A 17,766-nucleotide genomic window follows, 5' to 3' on the forward strand; every position below is an offset into this window, starting at 1 on the left:
TATTTCTCCTGTTAAATCAATGTGTATGAGGATGTGGAATATCGACTGTCTGCGGTTTATTCGCCTGGGCAGACAGAATCAAAACAATCAGGGCCGACAGGGCGAGCAAGCCCGCAACGAAGTAAAGCCCCCAGGTGTAGCTGCCGGTTTGTTGGCGGATCACGCCGATCATCATCGGACCGACGAATCCACCCAGGTTGCCAATCGAGTTGATGGTGGCGATACCGGCGGCAGCGGCCGGGCCACTGAGAAACAGCGTTGGCATGCTCCACAGCGGGGGTTTAGAGGCGCTGATGCCGACCGTCACTAAGGTCAGTGCGAGAATCACCGTCAGCAGGGTGCTGACATTACCGGCGTAAATCAGCCCGGCCGCCGCGAGCAGGCAGGCACCAATCACATGCCAACTGCGTTCGTTTTTGCGGTCGGAATGGCGTGCCCACAGAATCATGGCGATAACGCCAATCACCGCCGGGAAGGCATTCAGGAAACCAATTTCCAGCGATGTTGCACCGAAGCTATGGATGATTTGCGGCGACCAGATCCCAAGTGTGTAGAGGCCAGCCGAGGTGCCGAAATAAACCAGCGCCAGCGCTAACACACGCTTATCAGCCAGCCCGCGCCAGGCGCTGGTGTGACTCTGTTTTGCTGCACGCGCCAGTTCTTCGGCCTGCATGGTATTTTGTAGCCACTCACGCTCTTCATCGGTCAACCATTTGGCTTTCGCCGGGCGGTCGGTCAGGAAGAACAGCACCACGATGCCAAACACCACGGCAGGAATGGCTTCCAGCACAAACATCCACTGCCAACCGGCGAAGCCCATCAGGCCGTGCATCTCGAGCAATGCGGCAGAAATCGGTGATCCCAGCGCGGTGGAGAGGGGAGCCGCCGCCATAAAGATCGCCGTGACCTGGGCGCGTTTCGCCGCCGGGAACCAGAAACTGAGATACAGAATGATGCCGGGGAAGAAACCTGCTTCCGCGACACCGAGCAGGAAGCGCAGCACGTAGAAGCTGGTGGTGCCCTGGACAAATGCCATGCAGCCAGACACCAGACCCCAGGTGATCATCACGCGGGCGATCCAGATGCGGGCGCCCACCTTATGCAGTATTAAGTTGGATGGGACTTCGAAGAGAAAATAGCCGAGGAAAAAGATCCCAGCACCCAGCCCAAATACGGTGGGGGAGAAACCTAAATCCTGATTCATGGTTAATGCAGCAAAACCAATGTTTACGCGATCGAGAAATGCGATGAAGTAGAGCAGCATGATGAAAGGGACAATGCGCAACGTCACTTTACGCATCACCCTTTTTTCGAGGTGATTATTCATATTAAAGTGCTCCAGATTGTGTAGGGGTGTGTTATTTTTTTGTAATCAAGTTCAGTATGCAGTTTTGGATTAGCAGATCATTAATGTACGATTATATAAATTATTTGAATAATGCTTTGGCGAGGAAAATGTGGATATAAATCAATTGCGTTGTTTTGTCGCCGTGGGCAAAGAGTTACATTTCGGTCGCGCAGCCCAAAGAATGGAAATGATGCCTGCGTCACTTTCTCGCTTCATTCGATTACTCGAAGAGGATCTGGGCGTCCGACTTTTAAATCGATCAACACGTAATGTTTCGCTCACCGCGGAGGGCGCGATTTTTTTTGACGAAGCTAACAAACTCATCGATCAATTTGATGCGCTGGCACTACGATTTAAAGGTGGGTTAAAAGATGAGCGTCGTACCTTAAGGATTGGTGCGATTGACAGTGCGGCACGCGGATTAGTCCCGGCGTTACTCAATCGCTTTGTTCCGACGCACCCCAATACGGATATTCATATTATTGAAGATAAAACCATCAACCTGCTGCCGAAATTAAAATCAGGCTGGCTGGATATGATTTTTTTTCGCGCGCCACAAATCATTGATGCATCCATTTCCGTACGTTTTATTACGCGCGAAAGTTGTGTCCTGGCAGTACCGGCGAGCCACCCGCTGGCTGAACGTAACGAAGTTTCATTAGATGATTTTAAACATGAAGCGATGATTATCCCGGAAAGACGTACTCGCCCACATAGCCATGACCTGACCATGAGCATCTACAAACTGGCGGGACTCACGCCGGTGATTGCGCAATTTGCTGAAGAAAAACAGACCATTTTAAGTCTGGTGGCAGCCGGTCTTGGCCTGGCGGTGGTGCCAGCGTCCTATCGCAATATGAACAGCGAGAATGTCGCCTATATCGACCTGCAATTAGATGAACATATTAAAGGTTTGCCGTTGAGTATTGCCTGGCAGAAAGGCAACGAAGATGAATATTTAAGGGATATGTTGAAGTTATTAACCGATCATAAGAGCGAACTTACCGGAAAGTTGTGATGTTTTGCGGGTGCAGACGGGGTGTTGCTCGTCTGCAAAAGTATTGAAGTAATGAGAATCACTGTTATTCCATCCTGTTTGCATCCCCCTCCCGCCTGGCAACAATTTGAATTCGATCACATTTCTGTATATTGGTTTTTCGGTCAATTGTTTCTTAATCGTGTAATTAAGTTTGTCTCGCTGTAAAAATAAATCATTATCAGCTGAATTAAGTGATCCAGGTCAATCAAAAGGACCTGGTGGATTTTTTCTGTGGATTGTGTGAATTATTTATATAACCAGGGTGCAATGATTGCCTGAGTTTAATTCATTATAGTTTCCCCAGTGCAATGTAAACATCAGTCCAAAACGTACCCCTGATAATACTTAAAAGGCTGGAAAATATGAATAATGATATTGAGCATCTCACGTTACGAAAAATAACGTGGCGCATCGTCCCTTTTGTTATGTTTGCCTATTTTATTGCTTTTTTTGATCGAATAAATATTGGCTTTGCGGCATTAACCATGAATCAGGATTTAGGATTTTCTTCATCGGTTTTTGGTCTTGGCGCAGGGCTGTTTTTTGTTGGTTATTTTATTACCGATGTTCCCTCAAATGTTATTTTGCAAAAAGTTGGCCCACGTATCTGGCTGGCGCGCATTATGATCAGCTGGGGGGTGATTGCTGCCTGCATGATGTTTGTCAAAAGCGCCAGCGGATTCTATCTGTTGCGTTTTCTGCTGGGGGTGGCGGAAGCGGGTTTCTTCTCCGGTATCATCCTCTATCTCAGTACCTGGTTTCCAATTAAACGCCGTGCTCAAGTGATTGCTTTTTTTATGGCGGCAGCGCCTATCTCGGCGATGTTGGGTTCGCCGTTAGCCGCCACCATTCTCAGCATGCACGGCGCCCTGGGTCTGAAAGGTTGGCAGTTGATGTTTCTGCTGGACGCCATTGCCGCTGTCATCCTCGGTATTTTTACCTTCTTCTATCTGAATGACCGTCCGGAAAAAAACAGCTGGCTGAATAAGAGCGAGACGGCATGGTTAATTAGCACCCTTGAGCAGGAAGGCAAGAATAAAGCACCGGGTGAAAAAACCAGCCTGTGGAAAGGACTCTCTGATATCCGCGTATTGACGCTGGCTATCGTCTATTTTGGCACCTCAGCCGGGCTGTATTCTCTGAATATCTGGTCGCCGCAGTTCCTGAAATCCTTTGGCCTGACCACCCTGCAAACCGGTTTTATTAATGCGTTACCGGCTGCGCTGTCGGTAATCGCGATGATCAGCTGGGCAAAACACTCCGACAAAACCCATGAACGTACCTGGCATGTGGTGTCTGCCTGTTTGCTGGCGTGCGTCGGTTTCATTCTGGCCGGTTCGGTGCACAGCTTAACGCTGGCGGTGTTCGCGCTGGTGATGGCCAGTGTCGGCATCTCTTCCTGCAAGCCTCCCCTGTGGAGCATTCCGTCGCTGTTCCTGAAAGGCCCGGCGGCCGCAGCCGGACTGGCGGCAATCAACTCAATCGGCAATCTGGGTGGTTTTGCCGGTCCGGCGATCATTGGCTGGCTAAAAGAAACCACCGGCAGCTTCTCTCTGGCGATGTATTGCGTGGCGGGAATGTTACTGCTGTCGGCCATCCTGACCCTCTCTATTCAAATTAACCGCAAACGGGAAGCGGTGAACAATTCCCTTGCCTGATTTAATGCTGGAGAACCCTTGTGAGCACATTAACTGCTGTTGAAAACCTGACGGACATAATGACCCGATTTACGGGCTACGTCGGTAAACGTCTGCCAACGGACGTGATGAAAAAACTGGAAGCGCTGCGCGAGCAGGAGACTGCCCCATTAGCCTGCGCTGTTTATGACTCGATGTTTGAAAACCAGAAACGCGCCGATGAACTGGATCGCCCCTCCTGCCAGGACACCGGCGTGATCCAGTACTTCATTACGGCGGGTGCACGTTTCCCTTACCTCGGCGAACTTGAAGACGTGCTGCGCAATGCCACGCTGGAAGCCACACGCAAGGCGCCTTTACGCCATAACGCGGTGGAAACTTTTGTCGAGAAGAACACCGGCACCAATACCGGCTCGCGTGTGCCCTGGCTGGACTGGGAGATCATCCCCGATGACGACGGTTGCACCATTGAAGTGTATATGGCCGGTGGTGGCTGCTCGTTACCTGGCGCGGCTAAGGTGCTGATGCCAGGTCAGGGCTACGAAGGCGTTAACCAGTTTGTGTTCGATGTGATCACCTCCTATGGCGTCAACGCCTGCCCGCCGTTACTGGTGGGGGTCGGGGTATCCACCTCGGTTGAGACGGCGGCACGGTTGTCGAAAAAAGCCATCCTGCGCCCGGTCGATTCACGCCATCCCAATGCGGATGCGGCGAAAATGGAGGAACTCCTCGAATCGGGCCTCAATCAGGTGGGACTGGGACCGCAGGGCTTGGGCGGCAATGCTTCGGTGATGGGCGTCAATATTGAATCATCGGCGCGCCATCCCTCCACCATTGGGGTGGCGGTGTCTACCGGCTGCTGGGCGCACCGCCGTGGAGCTATCCGTTTCTCTGCCGATTTGTCGTATGAAATTCTGTCTCACAAGGGGGCGGTACTGTGAAAAAAATCCTGACAACACCGATTAAAGATGAAGACTTACTGGCGCTGAAACCGGGTGAAGTGGTTTATCTGACCGGAACCCTGGTGACGTGCCGTGACGTGGCGCATCGCCGCCTGATTGAGCTGGGTCGTGAACTTCCGGTGGATTTGCGTGGTCTGGCTATTTTCCATGCTGGCCCAATCGTCGTCGAGCAGGGGGATAACCAGTTCCAGATGATCTCGATTGGACCGACGACCAGCATGCGCATGGAGAAATTCGAAAAAGAGTTTATCGAACGAACCGGGGTGAAGCTGATTGTTGGCAAAGGCGGCATGGGGCCAAATACCGAAGAAGGTTGCCGTCAGCATAAAGCGGTACACGCGATCTTTCCCGGTGGTTGCGCGGTATTAGCCGCAACCTGTGTAGAAGAAATTGAGGATGCCCAGTGGCGGGATTTAGGAATGCCGGAGACATTGTGGGTATGCCGGGTTAAAGAGTTTGGCCCGTTAATCATCTCTATCGATACCGAAGGTAACAACCTGATTGAAGGGAATAAGCAGGTTTATAATCAGCGCAAACTACCGGTGATTGAAGAGATTAACCAACAGGTCAAATTCATTAAATAGCCTGATGGCTGAGGGTTTATATGAAACTACTGAGTTTTATTCATCCCAACACCGGAAAACGAACGTGGGGATATCATCAAAATGATCAGGTGGTTGATTTAGGCGGTCATTACCCGGATTTAAAGTCTGCGCTAATGAGTGATTTTTTAAGCGATATTCTCCCTGTGGGTGAGCAATTTCCGACGTTCTCACTGGACGAAATCACCTTTCTGCCCGTGATCGACAATCCGGATAAAATATTCTGCGTGGGGATGAATTATCAGGATAAACGTATCGAGTTTGAACAAACCATTGATGCGCCGACGTTGTTTGTCCGTTTCCCTGATTCGCTAACGGCGCACAGCGCGGAGCTGTGCAAACCGGAAAGCAGTAATGAATTTGATTATGAAGGTGAGCTGGCGGTGATTATTGGCAAGCACGCCAGTAATGTAAGCTGCGATAACGCGCTGCAATATGTGGCAGGTTATAGCTGTTTTATGGATGGTTCTGTGCGGGATATGCAGTACACCTGGTTTACGTCAGGTAAAAACTGGCAGAGAACCGGCGCATTTGGCCCCTGGATGGTCACCCGCGATGAGATTGAAAATCCGCAGACGCTATCCATCAACACCTGGTTGAACGGGCAACGGGTACAGCATGATTCCACGCAAAACATGGTGCGTTCGGTTGCGGAGCTGATTGCTTATATTTCCCGTTTCAGCCCGCTCAACCCAGGGGATGTGATTATTACCGGGTCACCCGGCGGTGTGGGTAAAAAAAGAACCCCACCGTTATTTATGCAGGAGGGTGACACTATCGAAGTTGAAATCAGCGGGATCGGGCGTTTATCTAATCGCGTAGCGGGTTTGAGAGTGATTGAGTCACTTCATTCGTAGTCATTATCAGGATCGTGACGAACTCACGTTAGCTCAGAAGGGTGTGAGTTCGTCGTTATTGGCCGAAAAGAGCAGCGGATGATGGCTGAACTTACACGCGACTACGACCAAAATGGAAAATTTAATCTGATTCCCGAATGATCAGCATCGCTTTTTGTAAGTGGTGAAATTCTGACTCACTTCGCTGATACAGATGGCGGCTAAAAAACATCCCCAACTGTTTACCATTCTCTTTAGGAAAGGGATCCATCGTGGTAAGGGGCGGGCTGGCATAAGTCGCCCCCGGCGTATTACCGTAACCAATCAGGGAGATGTCTTTTCCCGGCTGTAAACCCATGAGACGACAGGCAGCCATCGCCCCAATCGCAATATCATCTGTGGCACAGACAATTGCCGTGGGCCGTGGCTGAACTTTCAACAAACGGCTGGCAAGCACATACCCGTCCATTTCGGTCAGTCCTCCCATCATCTGCCATTCGTTACGATAGATAAGCTGATGATCCTGCAAACATTGCCGGTATCCTTCATGCCGCAACCGGGCATAATTGAACTCAGTGGAGGTATTTATAAAGGCAATGTGCTTATGGCCGCGGGCAATCTGTCGGGCAGTGGCCTGATAAAAGGCATCGAAGTGATCGACATCGACCCATGCATAGGGTTGCTGTGACTGTGTCCGGCCAAACGTGATAAATGACAGGTTGTTATTTTGTGCATACTCGACGCGCGGATCATTAACGCGGGTTCTCAGGATCAGAATGGCATCAACCAAATTCTGCTGCACCATATCCTGATAGCTGCGGACATCCTCATCACTTTCGTTGCTATATTGATTGGTGATCAGCAGCTTCAGCCCGGCGGCCTGGAGTTCAAACACCAGTGTGCCGAGCATTGAAGAATAGAAAGGCTCCACCAACATGCCATTCATCAGCGGAGGGGGGAGAACCACGCCAATCATGTTTGTTCGTCCGCCCTTCAGTCTTCTTGCTACGGGATTCGGTATGTAGCCCAGTTCAATCGCCCGTTGCATGACGCGCTGTCGCGTATCATAAGCCACATCGCTGTAGCCGTTGAGTGCCCGTGACACTGTTGATTTGGATAATTTAAGGTCTCTGGCAAGTTCAGAAAGCGACATGTCTTTTCCTGGTATTGATAACTGGGCTGTTATGCCTTACGCGGTGTGTTCCAAAGCCTGAATCAGGTCATTCAGGATATCTTCAATATCTTCTATTCCGACAGACAGACGGATCATTTCCGGTGAAACACCCGCAGCGAGCAACTCGGCGTCGTTCAGTTGCCGGTGGGTTGTCGATGCCGGATGACAGGCGAGTGAACGTGCATCACCAATGTTTACCAGGCGCTTAAACAGTTTGAGTGCATCATAAAATGCCTCTCCCGCGGCAAATCCCCCTTTTAACCCAAAGGACAATATGCCTGACGGGCGGCCCTGCATATACTTAATCGCGAGCTCGTGATGGCGATGACCGGGCAATCCCGCATAATTGACCCATGAAACGGCGGGATGGTTTTGAAGAAATTCAGCGACCTTGAGGGTGTTTTCTACATGCGCCTTCATACGTAAAGTCAGCGTCTCCAGGCCCTGGATGATAAGAAATGCATTCATTGGAGATAATGCCGCGCCTGTATTTCTGAGGGGAACTGTGCGCGCTCTGGCGATAAAGGCCGCATCACCAAAAGTTTCTGTGTAAACAACACCATGATAAGCAGGTTCAGGTGAGGTGAGGCAAGCGAATTTTTCCGGATGCAAATGCCAGGGAAATTTTCCCGCATCGACGATGACGCCACCCAGTGAGTTACCATGTCCTCCAACATATTTGGTCAATGAGTGGACCACGATGTCTGCACCGTGCTGGATAGGCTTGCATAAAACGGGTGAGGCGACGGTGTTATCCACCATCAATGGGATGTGGTGCCGATGCGCAACCTCTGCCAGACCGGCAATGTCGATAATGTTACCCGCTGGATTACCAATACTTTCACAGAAAACGATTTTAGTATTTTGGTCGATCGCCTTTTCAATTGCCTCGGGTGTGTCATTCTCGGCAAAAGTCACCTTTATCCCCAGCCCCGGTAACATATGGGCTAAAAGCGTATAGGTACCGCCGTACAATTGCGGTGTTGCAACGATGTTGTCCCCTGAGCGAGCGAGCGCCAATATTGCAGCGGTAATAGCGGCACTCCCTGAAGATAATACCAAAGCGGCAATCCCTCCCTCGAGGGCTGCCATTCGTTTCTCCAGTACATCATTTGTCGGGTTCATTATGCGGCTGTAAATGTTACCCGGTACTTCCAGATTAAACAGATCGGCGGCATGCTGTGCACTGTCAAATTCATAAGCCACGTTTTGATAAATAGGAACCGCGACACTTTTTGTGACGGGGTCACACTGAAATCCGGCATGAATGGCAAGCGTAGCATCTTTCATTATTCTCTCCTTAAAATGTGTAATGAATGGCGTAGCGGGATAAGTAAATTGTGCATTAGATGTAATGCATCTCTGGAATGACTTCAATCCCTCCTGTTTTACATATCCATGATAAAAATTATGTTGCGATCCATGCTGGTGCACTAAAATGGTGCCAATGCACGTTATTTGATCGAGTTATTTAGGTAATACAGGGTAAAAACGCGAACAAAAACGGTTTTGTTAACTGGCATTTTGCTTGCAGCTAACTATAAATATCGACTTATTTTATTTTTAAATAAGCTTATTAATAAATTGTACTGTCATGGTGATTGATAAATGAGAGACCTTAGTGTTAAAGATGTCCTCCCGGCAATGTATGGTGGCTTGCTGCTCTCCGCCGGTGGAAGTGGTGTTAATAACTCGTTAGAGAAACACGATTTGGCTGCTGAAGTGGCACTCGGTCTTAACACCATCCGTCTTGCAAAACTTGATGAAATAGACGATGAAGGGTATGTGTTAATTTCGACATCAGTGGGTGCGCCAGGTTTTGCAAAACCTGAATTGGTGTTAAAAGATCATATTAGTGCCGCAGAGTCATTAATTGAAAAACTCGGTAGTAAACCTGTCGGTATCATGTGTGGACATGTACCGGGATTTAATGGCTGGCTTGTCGCCGCGGCATTAGATGTCCCCTATATTGATGCAGCGGCAAATGGTCGTGGTCACCCGACAGTGAAAATGGGTGGGATGGGGTTAGCATCCCGACCGGATATTTCAATTGTGCAGGTTGCTCAGGCAGGATATGCCTCAACAGGATCAAAAATCTCCGTGGTCGCGGAAGGGAATTTGGTTAAAACATCCCAGGTGATGCGACATTGCGCCACAATAAGCGGGGGACTGGTTGCCTCCGCCAGAGGGCCATATAAACCTGATTTTATTGCAGAAAATGGTGCTTCTGGTGCTATTTCATTTCAAATTGAGCTGGGAGAAGCCATGTTGTCAGCGGAGCCGGGTCTGAACCGTGCCACGGCAGCAGCCTCATTTATGGGAGGCGAAGTGATTATCAGCGGCAGAGTAATAAAAAATGATGTGGTTTATAAAGACGGATTCGACATCGGTTATGTCACGGTCAGTAATGGCAGTGAAACTCTCAGTCTGGGTGTCTATAACGAATTTATGACGGCGGATAAAGAAGGGACTCGCGTGGCGACTTTTCCAGACATGATTGGTTCAGTTGATGCTCGCACGGGTGACCCGATTGCTATTTCAACGATGTCGGAAGGACAGGAAGTCAGCATCATTATTGCGCATCATACTCAGTTTCCGCTTGGCAAAGGTGCTATTGACCCGGTTGTATTTACAGAAATAGAACAGGGACTTGGTGTTGAACTTTATTCTTATATTAAATCGAATTAATAGGGCGTTTTATGATCAAGTTGTATGACAGCAAACTTTCAGGCAATGCATGGAAAATTAGATTGATGCTGAACTTCTTACAGATCCCTTATGTAAGGGAAACACTTAATCTGGCCGAAGGAAAGCATAAAGAAGACGCCTTTAAAAAAATCAACCCCTTTGCTCGCATTCCCGCTGTGGAGCTTGCAGACGGACGCTTCCTGAATGAGTCTAACGCCATACTGCTCTATTTTGCCGAGGGCACTTCTTTATTACCTGCCGATCCCGTATTACGGTGCAAAATCAATGCATGGTTGTTCTTCGAACAAGCGGATTTGCTGCGCTTTTTGGCGTACCCACGCTTTTATACCATGATCAATCAACGTGAAAAGCACCAGGATATTATTTCTCATTATATGGAATTAGGTAAACCCGCCCTTACCCATGTAGATAAGTGTCTCGAAAAGAATACCTGGATTGCGGGTGAAAGCCTGAGTGTGGCCGATTTTAGCCTCTATCCTTATATTTCGATGGCTGAAGAAGGTGGATATGTATTAAATGAGTGGCCATCGATCCAGCGCTGGTTGAAAGATTTTAAAGATATCCCTGGTTACGAAAATATTGTGAACGCCTGATGCTTATTCTGCGTCATTACTTTTTCATCAGGTAGTTAATGGGTTAACTTTTTCGATTGTTCAGGATATTAAATATGTCACGTAAGATTACTGCCCAGCGGGGTAGCGAACTCCGGTGTAAAGGATGGCGCCAGGAAGCCATTCTCAGAATGCTGGAAAATAATCTTGAGAATGCTGAGAACCCCGATCAACTGGTGATCTACATGGCCTGGGCGAAAGCGGCACGAGACTGGGTGAGTTTTGACCAGACGGTCGATGCGCTTAAGCGTCTCGAAAGCAACCAGACCCTGGTGATGCAATCGGGTAAACCTGTGGGGATTTTTCCATCACAAAACACCACGCCTGTCGTGTTAATGGCTAACGGCAATGTGGTTGGCGGATGGGCGGGTGACGATGATTATCGCAAGCTTGAGCGGGCGGGACTCACCGTTATGCCGGGGATGACGGCTGCCGCCTGGCAATATATTGGTAGCCAGGGCATTTTGCAGGGCACCTATGAGACATTCATGTCTGCGGCGCGTGAACATTTCTCGGGCAGTCTGGCGGGGCGGCTGATTGTTACAGGAGGATGTGGCGGCATGAGTGGTGCGCAACCCCTTGCCGGACAGCTCGCCGGTGCGGCCACCCTGGTGGTTGAGGTTGACGAAAACAAAATCCAGCGTCGGCTGGACAGCGGTTATTGCCAGGTCCTGACATATGAGCTGGATGAAGCGCTTGCTCTGTGCGCCAATGCTCAACGTGCGGGTAAAGGCATCTCTGTTGGGCTGGTTGGAAATATTGCTGAAGTTTTAACGGTGCTGGTTGAACGCGGTCTGACACCGGATATCGTCACCGATCAGACGATTGCTGAACCGGTAAACGGCTATTTCCCGCTTGGCGTGACAAAAGAAGACGTCGTGAGCTTACGCCAATCGGATCCTGAAAAACTGAAGGCTTTGTCCTACGCAACCATCAGGCAGCATGTTTCAGCGATGCTGACGTTGCAGGAACGTGGAGCCATCGTTTTTGAGTACGGGAATAATCTCCGAAAATATGCGAGTGAAGCCGGGGTCAGTGCGGCCTTTGAAATTCGTTCGTTTATTGAAATGTTTATCCGTCCACTTTTCTGTCAGGGGATTGGCCCCTTCCGTTGGATTGCAGTAAGTGGCGATCCTCAGGACATTTATAAAATTGATGATCTGGTGCTGGAATTGTTTCCGGGCAACCAGCGGATTGTCGACTGGATAAAAACCGCCAGAGATAACGTTCAGTTCACCGGCCTGCCAGCGCGTATCGGCTGGATGGGATATGGCGAACGCAAGAAACTGGCGCTGGCCGTCAATCAACTGGTGGCGGAGGGTAAGATTGGACCTATTGCCTTCACGCGTGATCATCTTGATTCTGGATCTGCCACCTTGCCGCACCGTGAAACTGAAAATATGTCTGACGGTTCGGATGCGATTGCCGACTGGCCAATCCTGAATGCTTTACTGAACTGTGGGTCAGGTGCCGATCTGGTGGCCGTTCACTCTTTAGGTAACTGGGGGGTCTCGGCTGGAGTGACCACGGTAGCGACCGGGGATCAGGATGCGGCGGAGCGGTTATCGCGGGTGATGGATAATGATACCGGCATCGGTATTCTGCGTCACGCCAGTGCCGGGTATGAAACTGCGGTAGACCTTGCCCGCGAGTCGGGGCTGGGTATCTCTGCGCAGTTTAAGGATTAACGGTCATGTCACTCTCGCCAGAACGTAAAATCCTGACTTCAACCCACTGGGGTATTTACGAGCTTCATATTGAGAATTCGGCCCTCGTTGCGGTTAAACCGTGGGCGGAAGACCCGGAACCTTCACCAATTGGTCAGTCACTGCCGGGGGCGATCGACGGGCCGGTGCGTATCGCCCGTCCTTTGATTCGTAAAGGGTGGCTGGATAAGACATCCAGAGAAGCTACCCCGCGCGGCAGAGATGCGTTTATTGAGGTTTCCTGGGATGAGGCGCTGGGGATTGTGGCAGCCGAACTGGATCGGGTACGGCAACAATATGGGAATCAGGCTATTTATGCGGGTTCCTATGGCTGGGCAAGCGCAGGGCGTTTTCACCATGCGCAAAGCCAGATTCATCGCTTTCTGAATCTGGTCGGCGGGTACACGAGTTCAGAGAACACCTATTCGTCAGCGGCGGGTGAAGTGGTGCTGCCGTATATCATTGGCAACCAATATGGTCTGGTCAGCCACTACACCACCTGGGAACAGATCGCCAGTCACGGTGAGCTGGTGCTGGCGTTTGGCGGTCTACCAGGGCGTAACAGTCAGATTCAGGGGGGTGGCGTTGGCAGACATCTGCACAATGCATCCCTGCAACGTGCTGTGGAGCAGGGCGTGCGTTTTATTAATCTCTCCCCCTGTCGCGATGATATGCCTGAGAACATCCCTTCTGAGTGGTTACCGCTGCGACCCACCACGGATAGCGCATTACTCCTGGCATTGTGCTTCGAGCTGATTCAGCAGCAACGTTACGATAAGGCGTTTATCGAGCGATGCACCGTCGGATTTGAGCAGATTTCAGCTTATTTGCGGGGTGATAACGATGGCATTGTGAAAGACGCCGCATGGGCGGCGGCTATCTGCCAGATCCCGGAAGCCAAAATTAGAGAACTGGCCGATCTGATCGCCTCGCACCGTACGATGGTGATGGTTAATTGGGCGATTCAGCGAGCAGAGTTCGGCGAGCAACCTTACTGGGCGGCTGTCACCCTGGCAGCGCTATCCGGTGATATTGGGCTGCCAGGGGGGGGATTCGGCTTTGGTTATGCCTGTCTGAATGGCGTCGGACAGAATGAGCTGGGTTATCGTTGGCCCAGTCTGCCTCAGGGTAAAAATCCGGTTGCTGAAAGCATCCCGGTTGCGCGTCTGGCAGACATGCTTCTGGCTCCGGGTGATGAGTATGACTTCAACGGCATGACCCGGCGTTATCCGGACATCCGACTGGTGTACTGGGCCGGTGGCAATCCTTTTCACCACCATCAGGATCTCAATCGGCTGGTTAAGGCGTGGCAACAGCCGGAAACCATCATTGTTCAGGAGCCGTTCTGGAACGCTACCGCGCGGCATGGCGATATCATCCTGCCCGTCACGACGTCATTTGAACGCAATGACATCGCGCTGGTAAATCGTGATAACACGATTGTTGCCATGAAAAAAGCGCTCCCTGCCTTCAGGGAAGCGCGTGATGATTATCATATTTTTCAATCTATTGCGCAGCAGCTCGGCATAGAAGAAAACTTTACCCTGGGCCGGACCGCTGAGGAGTGGGTGGAGGATTTGTATGAACAATCCCGTAAAAGGAATCCCCTTCTGCCGCCGTTTGACCAGTTCTGGCAGGAAGAGGTGGTGACCTTTGCCCAGCCTGCAAGCCATTACAATCTTCTGGAGGATTTCAGGGCAGATCCTGCGCGTTGCCCCCTGATGACAGCATCAGGACGTATTGAACTCTATTCACAATCGGTTGCTGATTATGGCTATACGGAGTGTCCTGGGCATGCGGTCTGGCGGGAACCCGAGGAGTGGTTGGGGTCGCCGCTGGCGCGCACCTATCCGATTCATCTGTTGTCGCCGCAGCCAGCGGATAAATTGCACAGTCAATATGACCACGGCAAGGTGAGCCAGTCAGCAAAAATCCACGGAAGAAACCGGCTGTTGATGCATCCGCTGGATGCGCAGCACAGAGGGATTGTTGCGGGTGATGTTGTGCGGATTTTTAACTCCCGTGGGCAGTGCCTGGCCGGTGTAAAACTCAGTGATGCCATGATGCCGGGTGTGGCGCAACTCCCGACAGGTGCCTGGTTTGATCCTTTATATCAGGATGGGGAGTGTCTGGATAAACAGGGTAATCCCAATGTACTGACACAGGACAAGGGAAGTTCCCGACTTTCTCAGGGGCCGAGTTGTAATTCTTTGTTGGTTGAGATTGAGCGTTATATTTCGCGATTGCCAGAAATCACCGCGTTCACGCCACCACAGATATTAAGGCGATGTCAGAATGTTAAAGAATAAATGTTCCTGCGAATTTCCATGATCTTTTTATGAGGAATTAGCCAGAACGGGTTATTGAAACTTCAGGTTGCCCGACTACTTATAATCTTCCACTGCAATATCTTGTCCGAGGTGCAGGGAGTGATGTTTATTTAATTTACTACAGGTAAGATGAATATGTCTTTGAATGACTTTGCATGTGAAAAAATCATTTTAGGTACTGTGGTTCTTTCCGATAAAATTATTGAAGATGGCTTTGTCGCGATCAGCAATGGCCTGGTGGTTGCGGTAGGTGAAAGGAGGCAATCATTGCCCCAAACCAATGATCTCATCGACTACCGTGGCAGTTATATTTTTCCGGGTGCGATTGATGCTCAAGTTCATAGTCGTAGCCAGAAAGGCAATGAGGATTTTATCTGGTCAACCAAGGCGGCTGCCGCTGGTGGTGTGACCACGATTGTTGATATGCCTTATGATGCCGGGCGTCTCATTTGTAATGAAGCGTTGTTCAACCTCAAGAGAAAAGAGGCAGAAGAGCAGGTAAGAGTTGATTTTGCGTTGTATGGCACTGTTCATCCGGAAGAAGGGAAGCAGCACCTGGAAGCCATGGCCCAGGCTGGTGCGATAGGCTTCAAATTCTCAAGTTTTGGTACCGATGCCCAGCGTTTTCCACGTATTGCTCCGCATATGTTATATGAATGTTTTAGTGAAATATCTAAACTTGGCTTGATTGCTGGCGTGCATAATGAGAACGATGAATCCGTAAAATACCTTATTGAAAAATTAAAACAGGAAAATATCACCGATTACCGGGCGCATAATCTTTCACGACCGCGTTACACTGAGAATATTGCCAGTGCGGAAGTGTATGAATTAGGTGCAGAAACGGGATGTCGTGCGCATATTGTCCATTGTTCTAATGGTCGTGGTATTGAATTATGCAAAAGCTACCGCGATCTGGGTTATGACGTGACGGTTGAAACCTGCCTGCATTATTTAACCTTGAGTGAAGAAGAGGATGTGGCCCGGCTGGTGGGGAAAGCAAAAATTAATCCCCCGGTGCGGCAAAAGGCAGAACGTGAAGCGCTGTGGCAGCATCTCGAAAAAGGGAATATTACGGTCCTTTCGACCGACCACGTAAGTTGGTCACTGGAGCGTAAAAACTCTGCGAATATGTTCGAGAATGCTTCCGGTGCGTCGGGGCTGGAATTACTGGTAACCCTGGCACTGACCGGTGCTGAACAGCGCAATATCGCTTTTCATCATCTGGCCAAAGTCCTCAGCTACAACGCCGCCCGGCTGTTCCGGTTGGATAATTGTAAAGGTGCGCTGGAATCTGGCAAAGATGCCGATCTGATCATCATCAAACGTGATCCCTATATCTACTCAGCCGCTGAAAGTGGCAACAACTTCTCTCCGTGGTCACCCTATGACGGGCGCGAAATCTATTATCGCGTTGAACGCACCATGCTGAGAGGTGAATGGATTTATGCCGACAACGTCGTGACGGCTGAGCCGGGGAATGGCCAGTTCGTTTCTCCATATTGTCGCCGTGAGGTGGCGGAAAAATGCTGATCAATGATTCTCGTATGTGGCAGTGGCTGCTGACGCTGAGCCAGTATACCGATCCTGCACAACCCTACACCCGGCGCTCATTCAGTGAGCGCTTTCTGGCGGGCAGAAGTTGGTTAACGCAGCAAATGGAAATGTTGGGTCTGGATACACACATTGATAGCGCAGGTAATCTGATTGGCCGCATCAACGGCACGGATCCTGATGCCGGAACCCTGGTGATGGGTTCTCACAGCGATACGGTTCCGGGTGGCGGCCGCTTTGATGGTATTGCTGGGGTCATTGCCGGTCTGGAATGCATTGCCGCGATGAATGACGCCAATTATCGTCCTCGCCATAGCATAGAGATCATTGATTATCTGGCTGAAGAACCCAGTGAATGGGGCATTTCCTGCGTTGGTAGCCGAGGGATCAGTGGCTTTCTGCATGAGGCCCTGCTGGAAACGCCTCATCCTGAAACCGGTGAGTTGTTACGAGATGCAATTCGCAGAGTGGGCGGAAAACCTGACCAACTCAGCATCAGAAAGGACATCAAAGCCAGCTTCGAGTTGCATATTGAGCAGGGACAGATCCTGGAACAACATCATGAAGATATTGGGATTGTCAGTGGCATTGTCGGGATTCTACGCCTGTCGCTAACGCTGGCGGGCCAGGCTGCACACGCAGGGACTACGCCAATGCATATGCGTCAGGACGCCCTGGTTGCCGCGGCCAATACGATTCAACGGGCAGATAACCTTGCCCGCGCGATTTCAGCCGCAGGCGAGCATCATCTCACCGTTACCTGCGGGCAAATATTCTCCTCTCCCAACGCCAGTAATGTCGTGCCCGGCGAAGTGCGGCTGGTGTTCGATATTCGTTCTGACAGCCATCAGGTCATGGAAGATTTTGCCAATGCGCTCAGCAACATGGCCGGGCAGGTCACGCAGGAGTTCGGCGTTTCATTACAGGATTTCGTCATCCTTACGGATACACAACCCACCCTCTGTGACGCTCAGTTGATGTCGTTGATCCAGCAGTCATCTCAGCAACGGGGATGGTTGTCCCGCGTCATGCCCAGTGGTGCAGGGCATGACAGCGCCTTCCTGGCGACGCTCGCACCCGCAGCAATGCTTTTTGTCCCCAGTTTACTGGGGAAAAGCCACTGCCCGGAGGAATGGACGTCGCAGGAGCAACTGGCTCGTGGCATCAGTGTGCTGCTGGATTCTGCCATCGCATTTGACAGGCAGGGATTCGAGCCATCGGTACGCAACGTTTCCTGAATATCAGACAGTGCCCCTCA

General features: G+C 50.5%; 14 protein-coding genes. 11 read left to right on the forward strand and 3 right to left on the reverse strand.

Translation table 11 applies throughout. The features are described 5' to 3' along the window. Positions 1-16: 16 nt before the first annotated feature. Entirely contained in the window at positions 17-1,327 is a 1,311-nt protein-coding gene (locus tag AC6I8R_RS25110) for an MFS transporter (protein ID WP_497831472.1), read from the reverse strand. 130 nt (positions 1,328-1,457) lie between these two features. Here AC6I8R_RS25110 and AC6I8R_RS25115 point away from each other — a divergent pair, with 130 nt between their 5' ends. From AC6I8R_RS25115 to AC6I8R_RS25135, 5 genes are all read left to right on the forward strand, one after another. After that, complete coding sequence (locus tag AC6I8R_RS25115; RefSeq protein ID WP_497831473.1) at positions 1,458-2,366, forward strand: LysR family transcriptional regulator; 909 nt, start codon at positions 1,458-1,460, stop codon at positions 2,364-2,366. 383 nt (positions 2,367-2,749) lie between these two features. After that, a complete protein-coding gene (locus AC6I8R_RS25120) occupies positions 2,750-4,045 on the forward strand; it encodes an MFS transporter (protein WP_497833182.1) in 1,296 nt (431 codons plus the stop codon). A gap of 59 nt (positions 4,046-4,104) precedes the next feature. Further along, entirely contained in the window at positions 4,105-4,965 is an 861-nt protein-coding gene (gene ttdA, locus AC6I8R_RS25125; protein ID WP_021183863.1) for a L(+)-tartrate dehydratase subunit alpha, read from the forward strand. Beyond that, positions 4,962-5,570 (forward strand): L(+)-tartrate dehydratase subunit beta, encoded by a 609-nt coding sequence (gene ttdB / locus AC6I8R_RS25130; protein ID WP_021183864.1) that lies wholly within the window; start codon positions 4,962-4,964, stop codon positions 5,568-5,570. The genes ttdA and ttdB overlap by 4 nt, the downstream gene beginning before the upstream one ends. Before the next feature lie 20 nt (positions 5,571-5,590). After that, positions 5,591-6,445 carry a fumarylacetoacetate hydrolase family protein gene (locus AC6I8R_RS25135; protein WP_021183865.1) on the forward strand — a complete coding sequence of 285 codons (855 nt, stop codon included), beginning with the start codon at positions 5,591-5,593 and terminating at the stop codon, positions 6,443-6,445. A gap of 121 nt (positions 6,446-6,566) precedes the next feature. Here AC6I8R_RS25135 and AC6I8R_RS25140 read toward each other — a convergent pair whose 3' ends face one another. Together AC6I8R_RS25140 and AC6I8R_RS25145 are read right to left on the reverse strand one after the other, a co-directional pair. Beyond that, complete coding sequence (locus AC6I8R_RS25140) at positions 6,567-7,577, reverse strand: substrate-binding domain-containing protein (protein WP_036625976.1); 1,011 nt, start codon at positions 7,575-7,577, stop codon at positions 6,567-6,569. A 36-nt stretch (positions 7,578-7,613) separates the two neighbouring features. Then, positions 7,614-8,888 (reverse strand): O-acetylhomoserine aminocarboxypropyltransferase/cysteine synthase family protein, encoded by a 1,275-nt coding sequence (locus AC6I8R_RS25145; RefSeq protein ID WP_497833183.1) that lies wholly within the window; start codon positions 8,886-8,888, stop codon positions 7,614-7,616. Between the two features lie 318 nt (positions 8,889-9,206). Between AC6I8R_RS25145 and AC6I8R_RS25150 the strand changes: the two genes are divergently transcribed. From AC6I8R_RS25150 to ertE, 6 genes are all read left to right on the forward strand, one after another. After that, complete coding sequence (locus tag AC6I8R_RS25150; protein ID WP_081692769.1) at positions 9,207-10,286, forward strand: S-methyl thiohydantoin desulfurase; 1,080 nt, start codon at positions 9,207-9,209, stop codon at positions 10,284-10,286. Between the two features lie 11 nt (positions 10,287-10,297). After that, positions 10,298-10,900: a glutathione S-transferase family protein gene (locus AC6I8R_RS25155; protein WP_497831477.1), complete on the forward strand. Its 603-nt coding sequence runs from the start codon at positions 10,298-10,300 to the stop codon at positions 10,898-10,900. A 65-nt stretch (positions 10,901-10,965) separates the two neighbouring features. Further along, positions 10,966-12,606: an S-methyl thiourocanate hydratase gene (locus AC6I8R_RS25160; RefSeq protein ID WP_497833291.1), complete on the forward strand. Its 1,641-nt coding sequence runs from the start codon at positions 10,966-10,968 to the stop codon at positions 12,604-12,606. A gap of 5 nt (positions 12,607-12,611) precedes the next feature. Continuing rightward, the gene (locus AC6I8R_RS25165; RefSeq protein ID WP_497833184.1) at positions 12,612-14,933 is read left to right on the forward strand and encodes a molybdopterin-dependent oxidoreductase; all 2,322 of its coding nucleotides are present in this window, start codon (positions 12,612-12,614) and stop codon (positions 14,931-14,933) included. A gap of 156 nt (positions 14,934-15,089) precedes the next feature. Further along, positions 15,090-16,487, forward strand: coding sequence for a hydantoin-5-propionate amidohydrolase (ertD, locus tag AC6I8R_RS25170; protein WP_497833185.1), 1,398 nt, complete (start codon positions 15,090-15,092; stop codon positions 16,485-16,487). Beyond that, positions 16,481-17,746, forward strand: a complete 1,266-nt coding sequence (gene ertE, locus AC6I8R_RS25175; RefSeq protein WP_021183873.1) for an N-carbamyl-l-glutamate amidohydrolase ErtE — start codon at positions 16,481-16,483, stop codon at positions 17,744-17,746. The genes ertD and ertE overlap by 7 nt, the downstream gene beginning before the upstream one ends. The last annotated feature ends 20 nt before the right edge of the window (positions 17,747-17,766 follow it).

Source organism: Pantoea sp. X-Soil-OKNW-713, assembly GCF_059730685.1.

Excerpts from the sequence above, each read along its gene's own strand:
- AC6I8R_RS25150 (WP_081692769.1), top strand. The coding sequence starts at position 9,207 with ATGAGAGACCTTAGTGTTAAAGATGTCCTCCCGGCAATGTATGGTGGC.
- AC6I8R_RS25155 (WP_497831477.1), top strand. The coding sequence starts at position 10,298 with ATGATCAAGTTGTATGACAGCAAACTTTCAGGCAATGCATGGAAAATT.
- AC6I8R_RS25140 (WP_036625976.1), bottom strand. The coding sequence starts at position 7,577 with ATGTCGCTTTCTGAACTTGCCAGAGACCTTAAATTATCCAAATCAACA.
- AC6I8R_RS25120 (WP_497833182.1), top strand. The coding sequence starts at position 2,750 with ATGAATAATGATATTGAGCATCTCACGTTACGAAAAATAACGTGGCGC.
- ertD (WP_497833185.1), top strand. The coding sequence starts at position 15,090 with ATGTCTTTGAATGACTTTGCATGTGAAAAAATCATTTTAGGTACTGTG.
- AC6I8R_RS25145 (WP_497833183.1), bottom strand. The coding sequence starts at position 8,888 with ATGAAAGATGCTACGCTTGCCATTCATGCCGGATTTCAGTGTGACCCC.
- ttdA (WP_021183863.1), top strand. The coding sequence starts at position 4,105 with ATGACCCGATTTACGGGCTACGTCGGTAAACGTCTGCCAACGGACGTG.
- ertE (WP_021183873.1), top strand. The coding sequence starts at position 16,481 with ATGCTGATCAATGATTCTCGTATGTGGCAGTGGCTGCTGACGCTGAGC.
- AC6I8R_RS25135 (WP_021183865.1), top strand. The coding sequence starts at position 5,591 with ATGAAACTACTGAGTTTTATTCATCCCAACACCGGAAAACGAACGTGG.
- AC6I8R_RS25110 (WP_497831472.1), bottom strand. The coding sequence starts at position 1,327 with ATGAATAATCACCTCGAAAAAAGGGTGATGCGTAAAGTGACGTTGCGC.
- AC6I8R_RS25165 (WP_497833184.1), top strand. The coding sequence starts at position 12,612 with ATGTCACTCTCGCCAGAACGTAAAATCCTGACTTCAACCCACTGGGGT.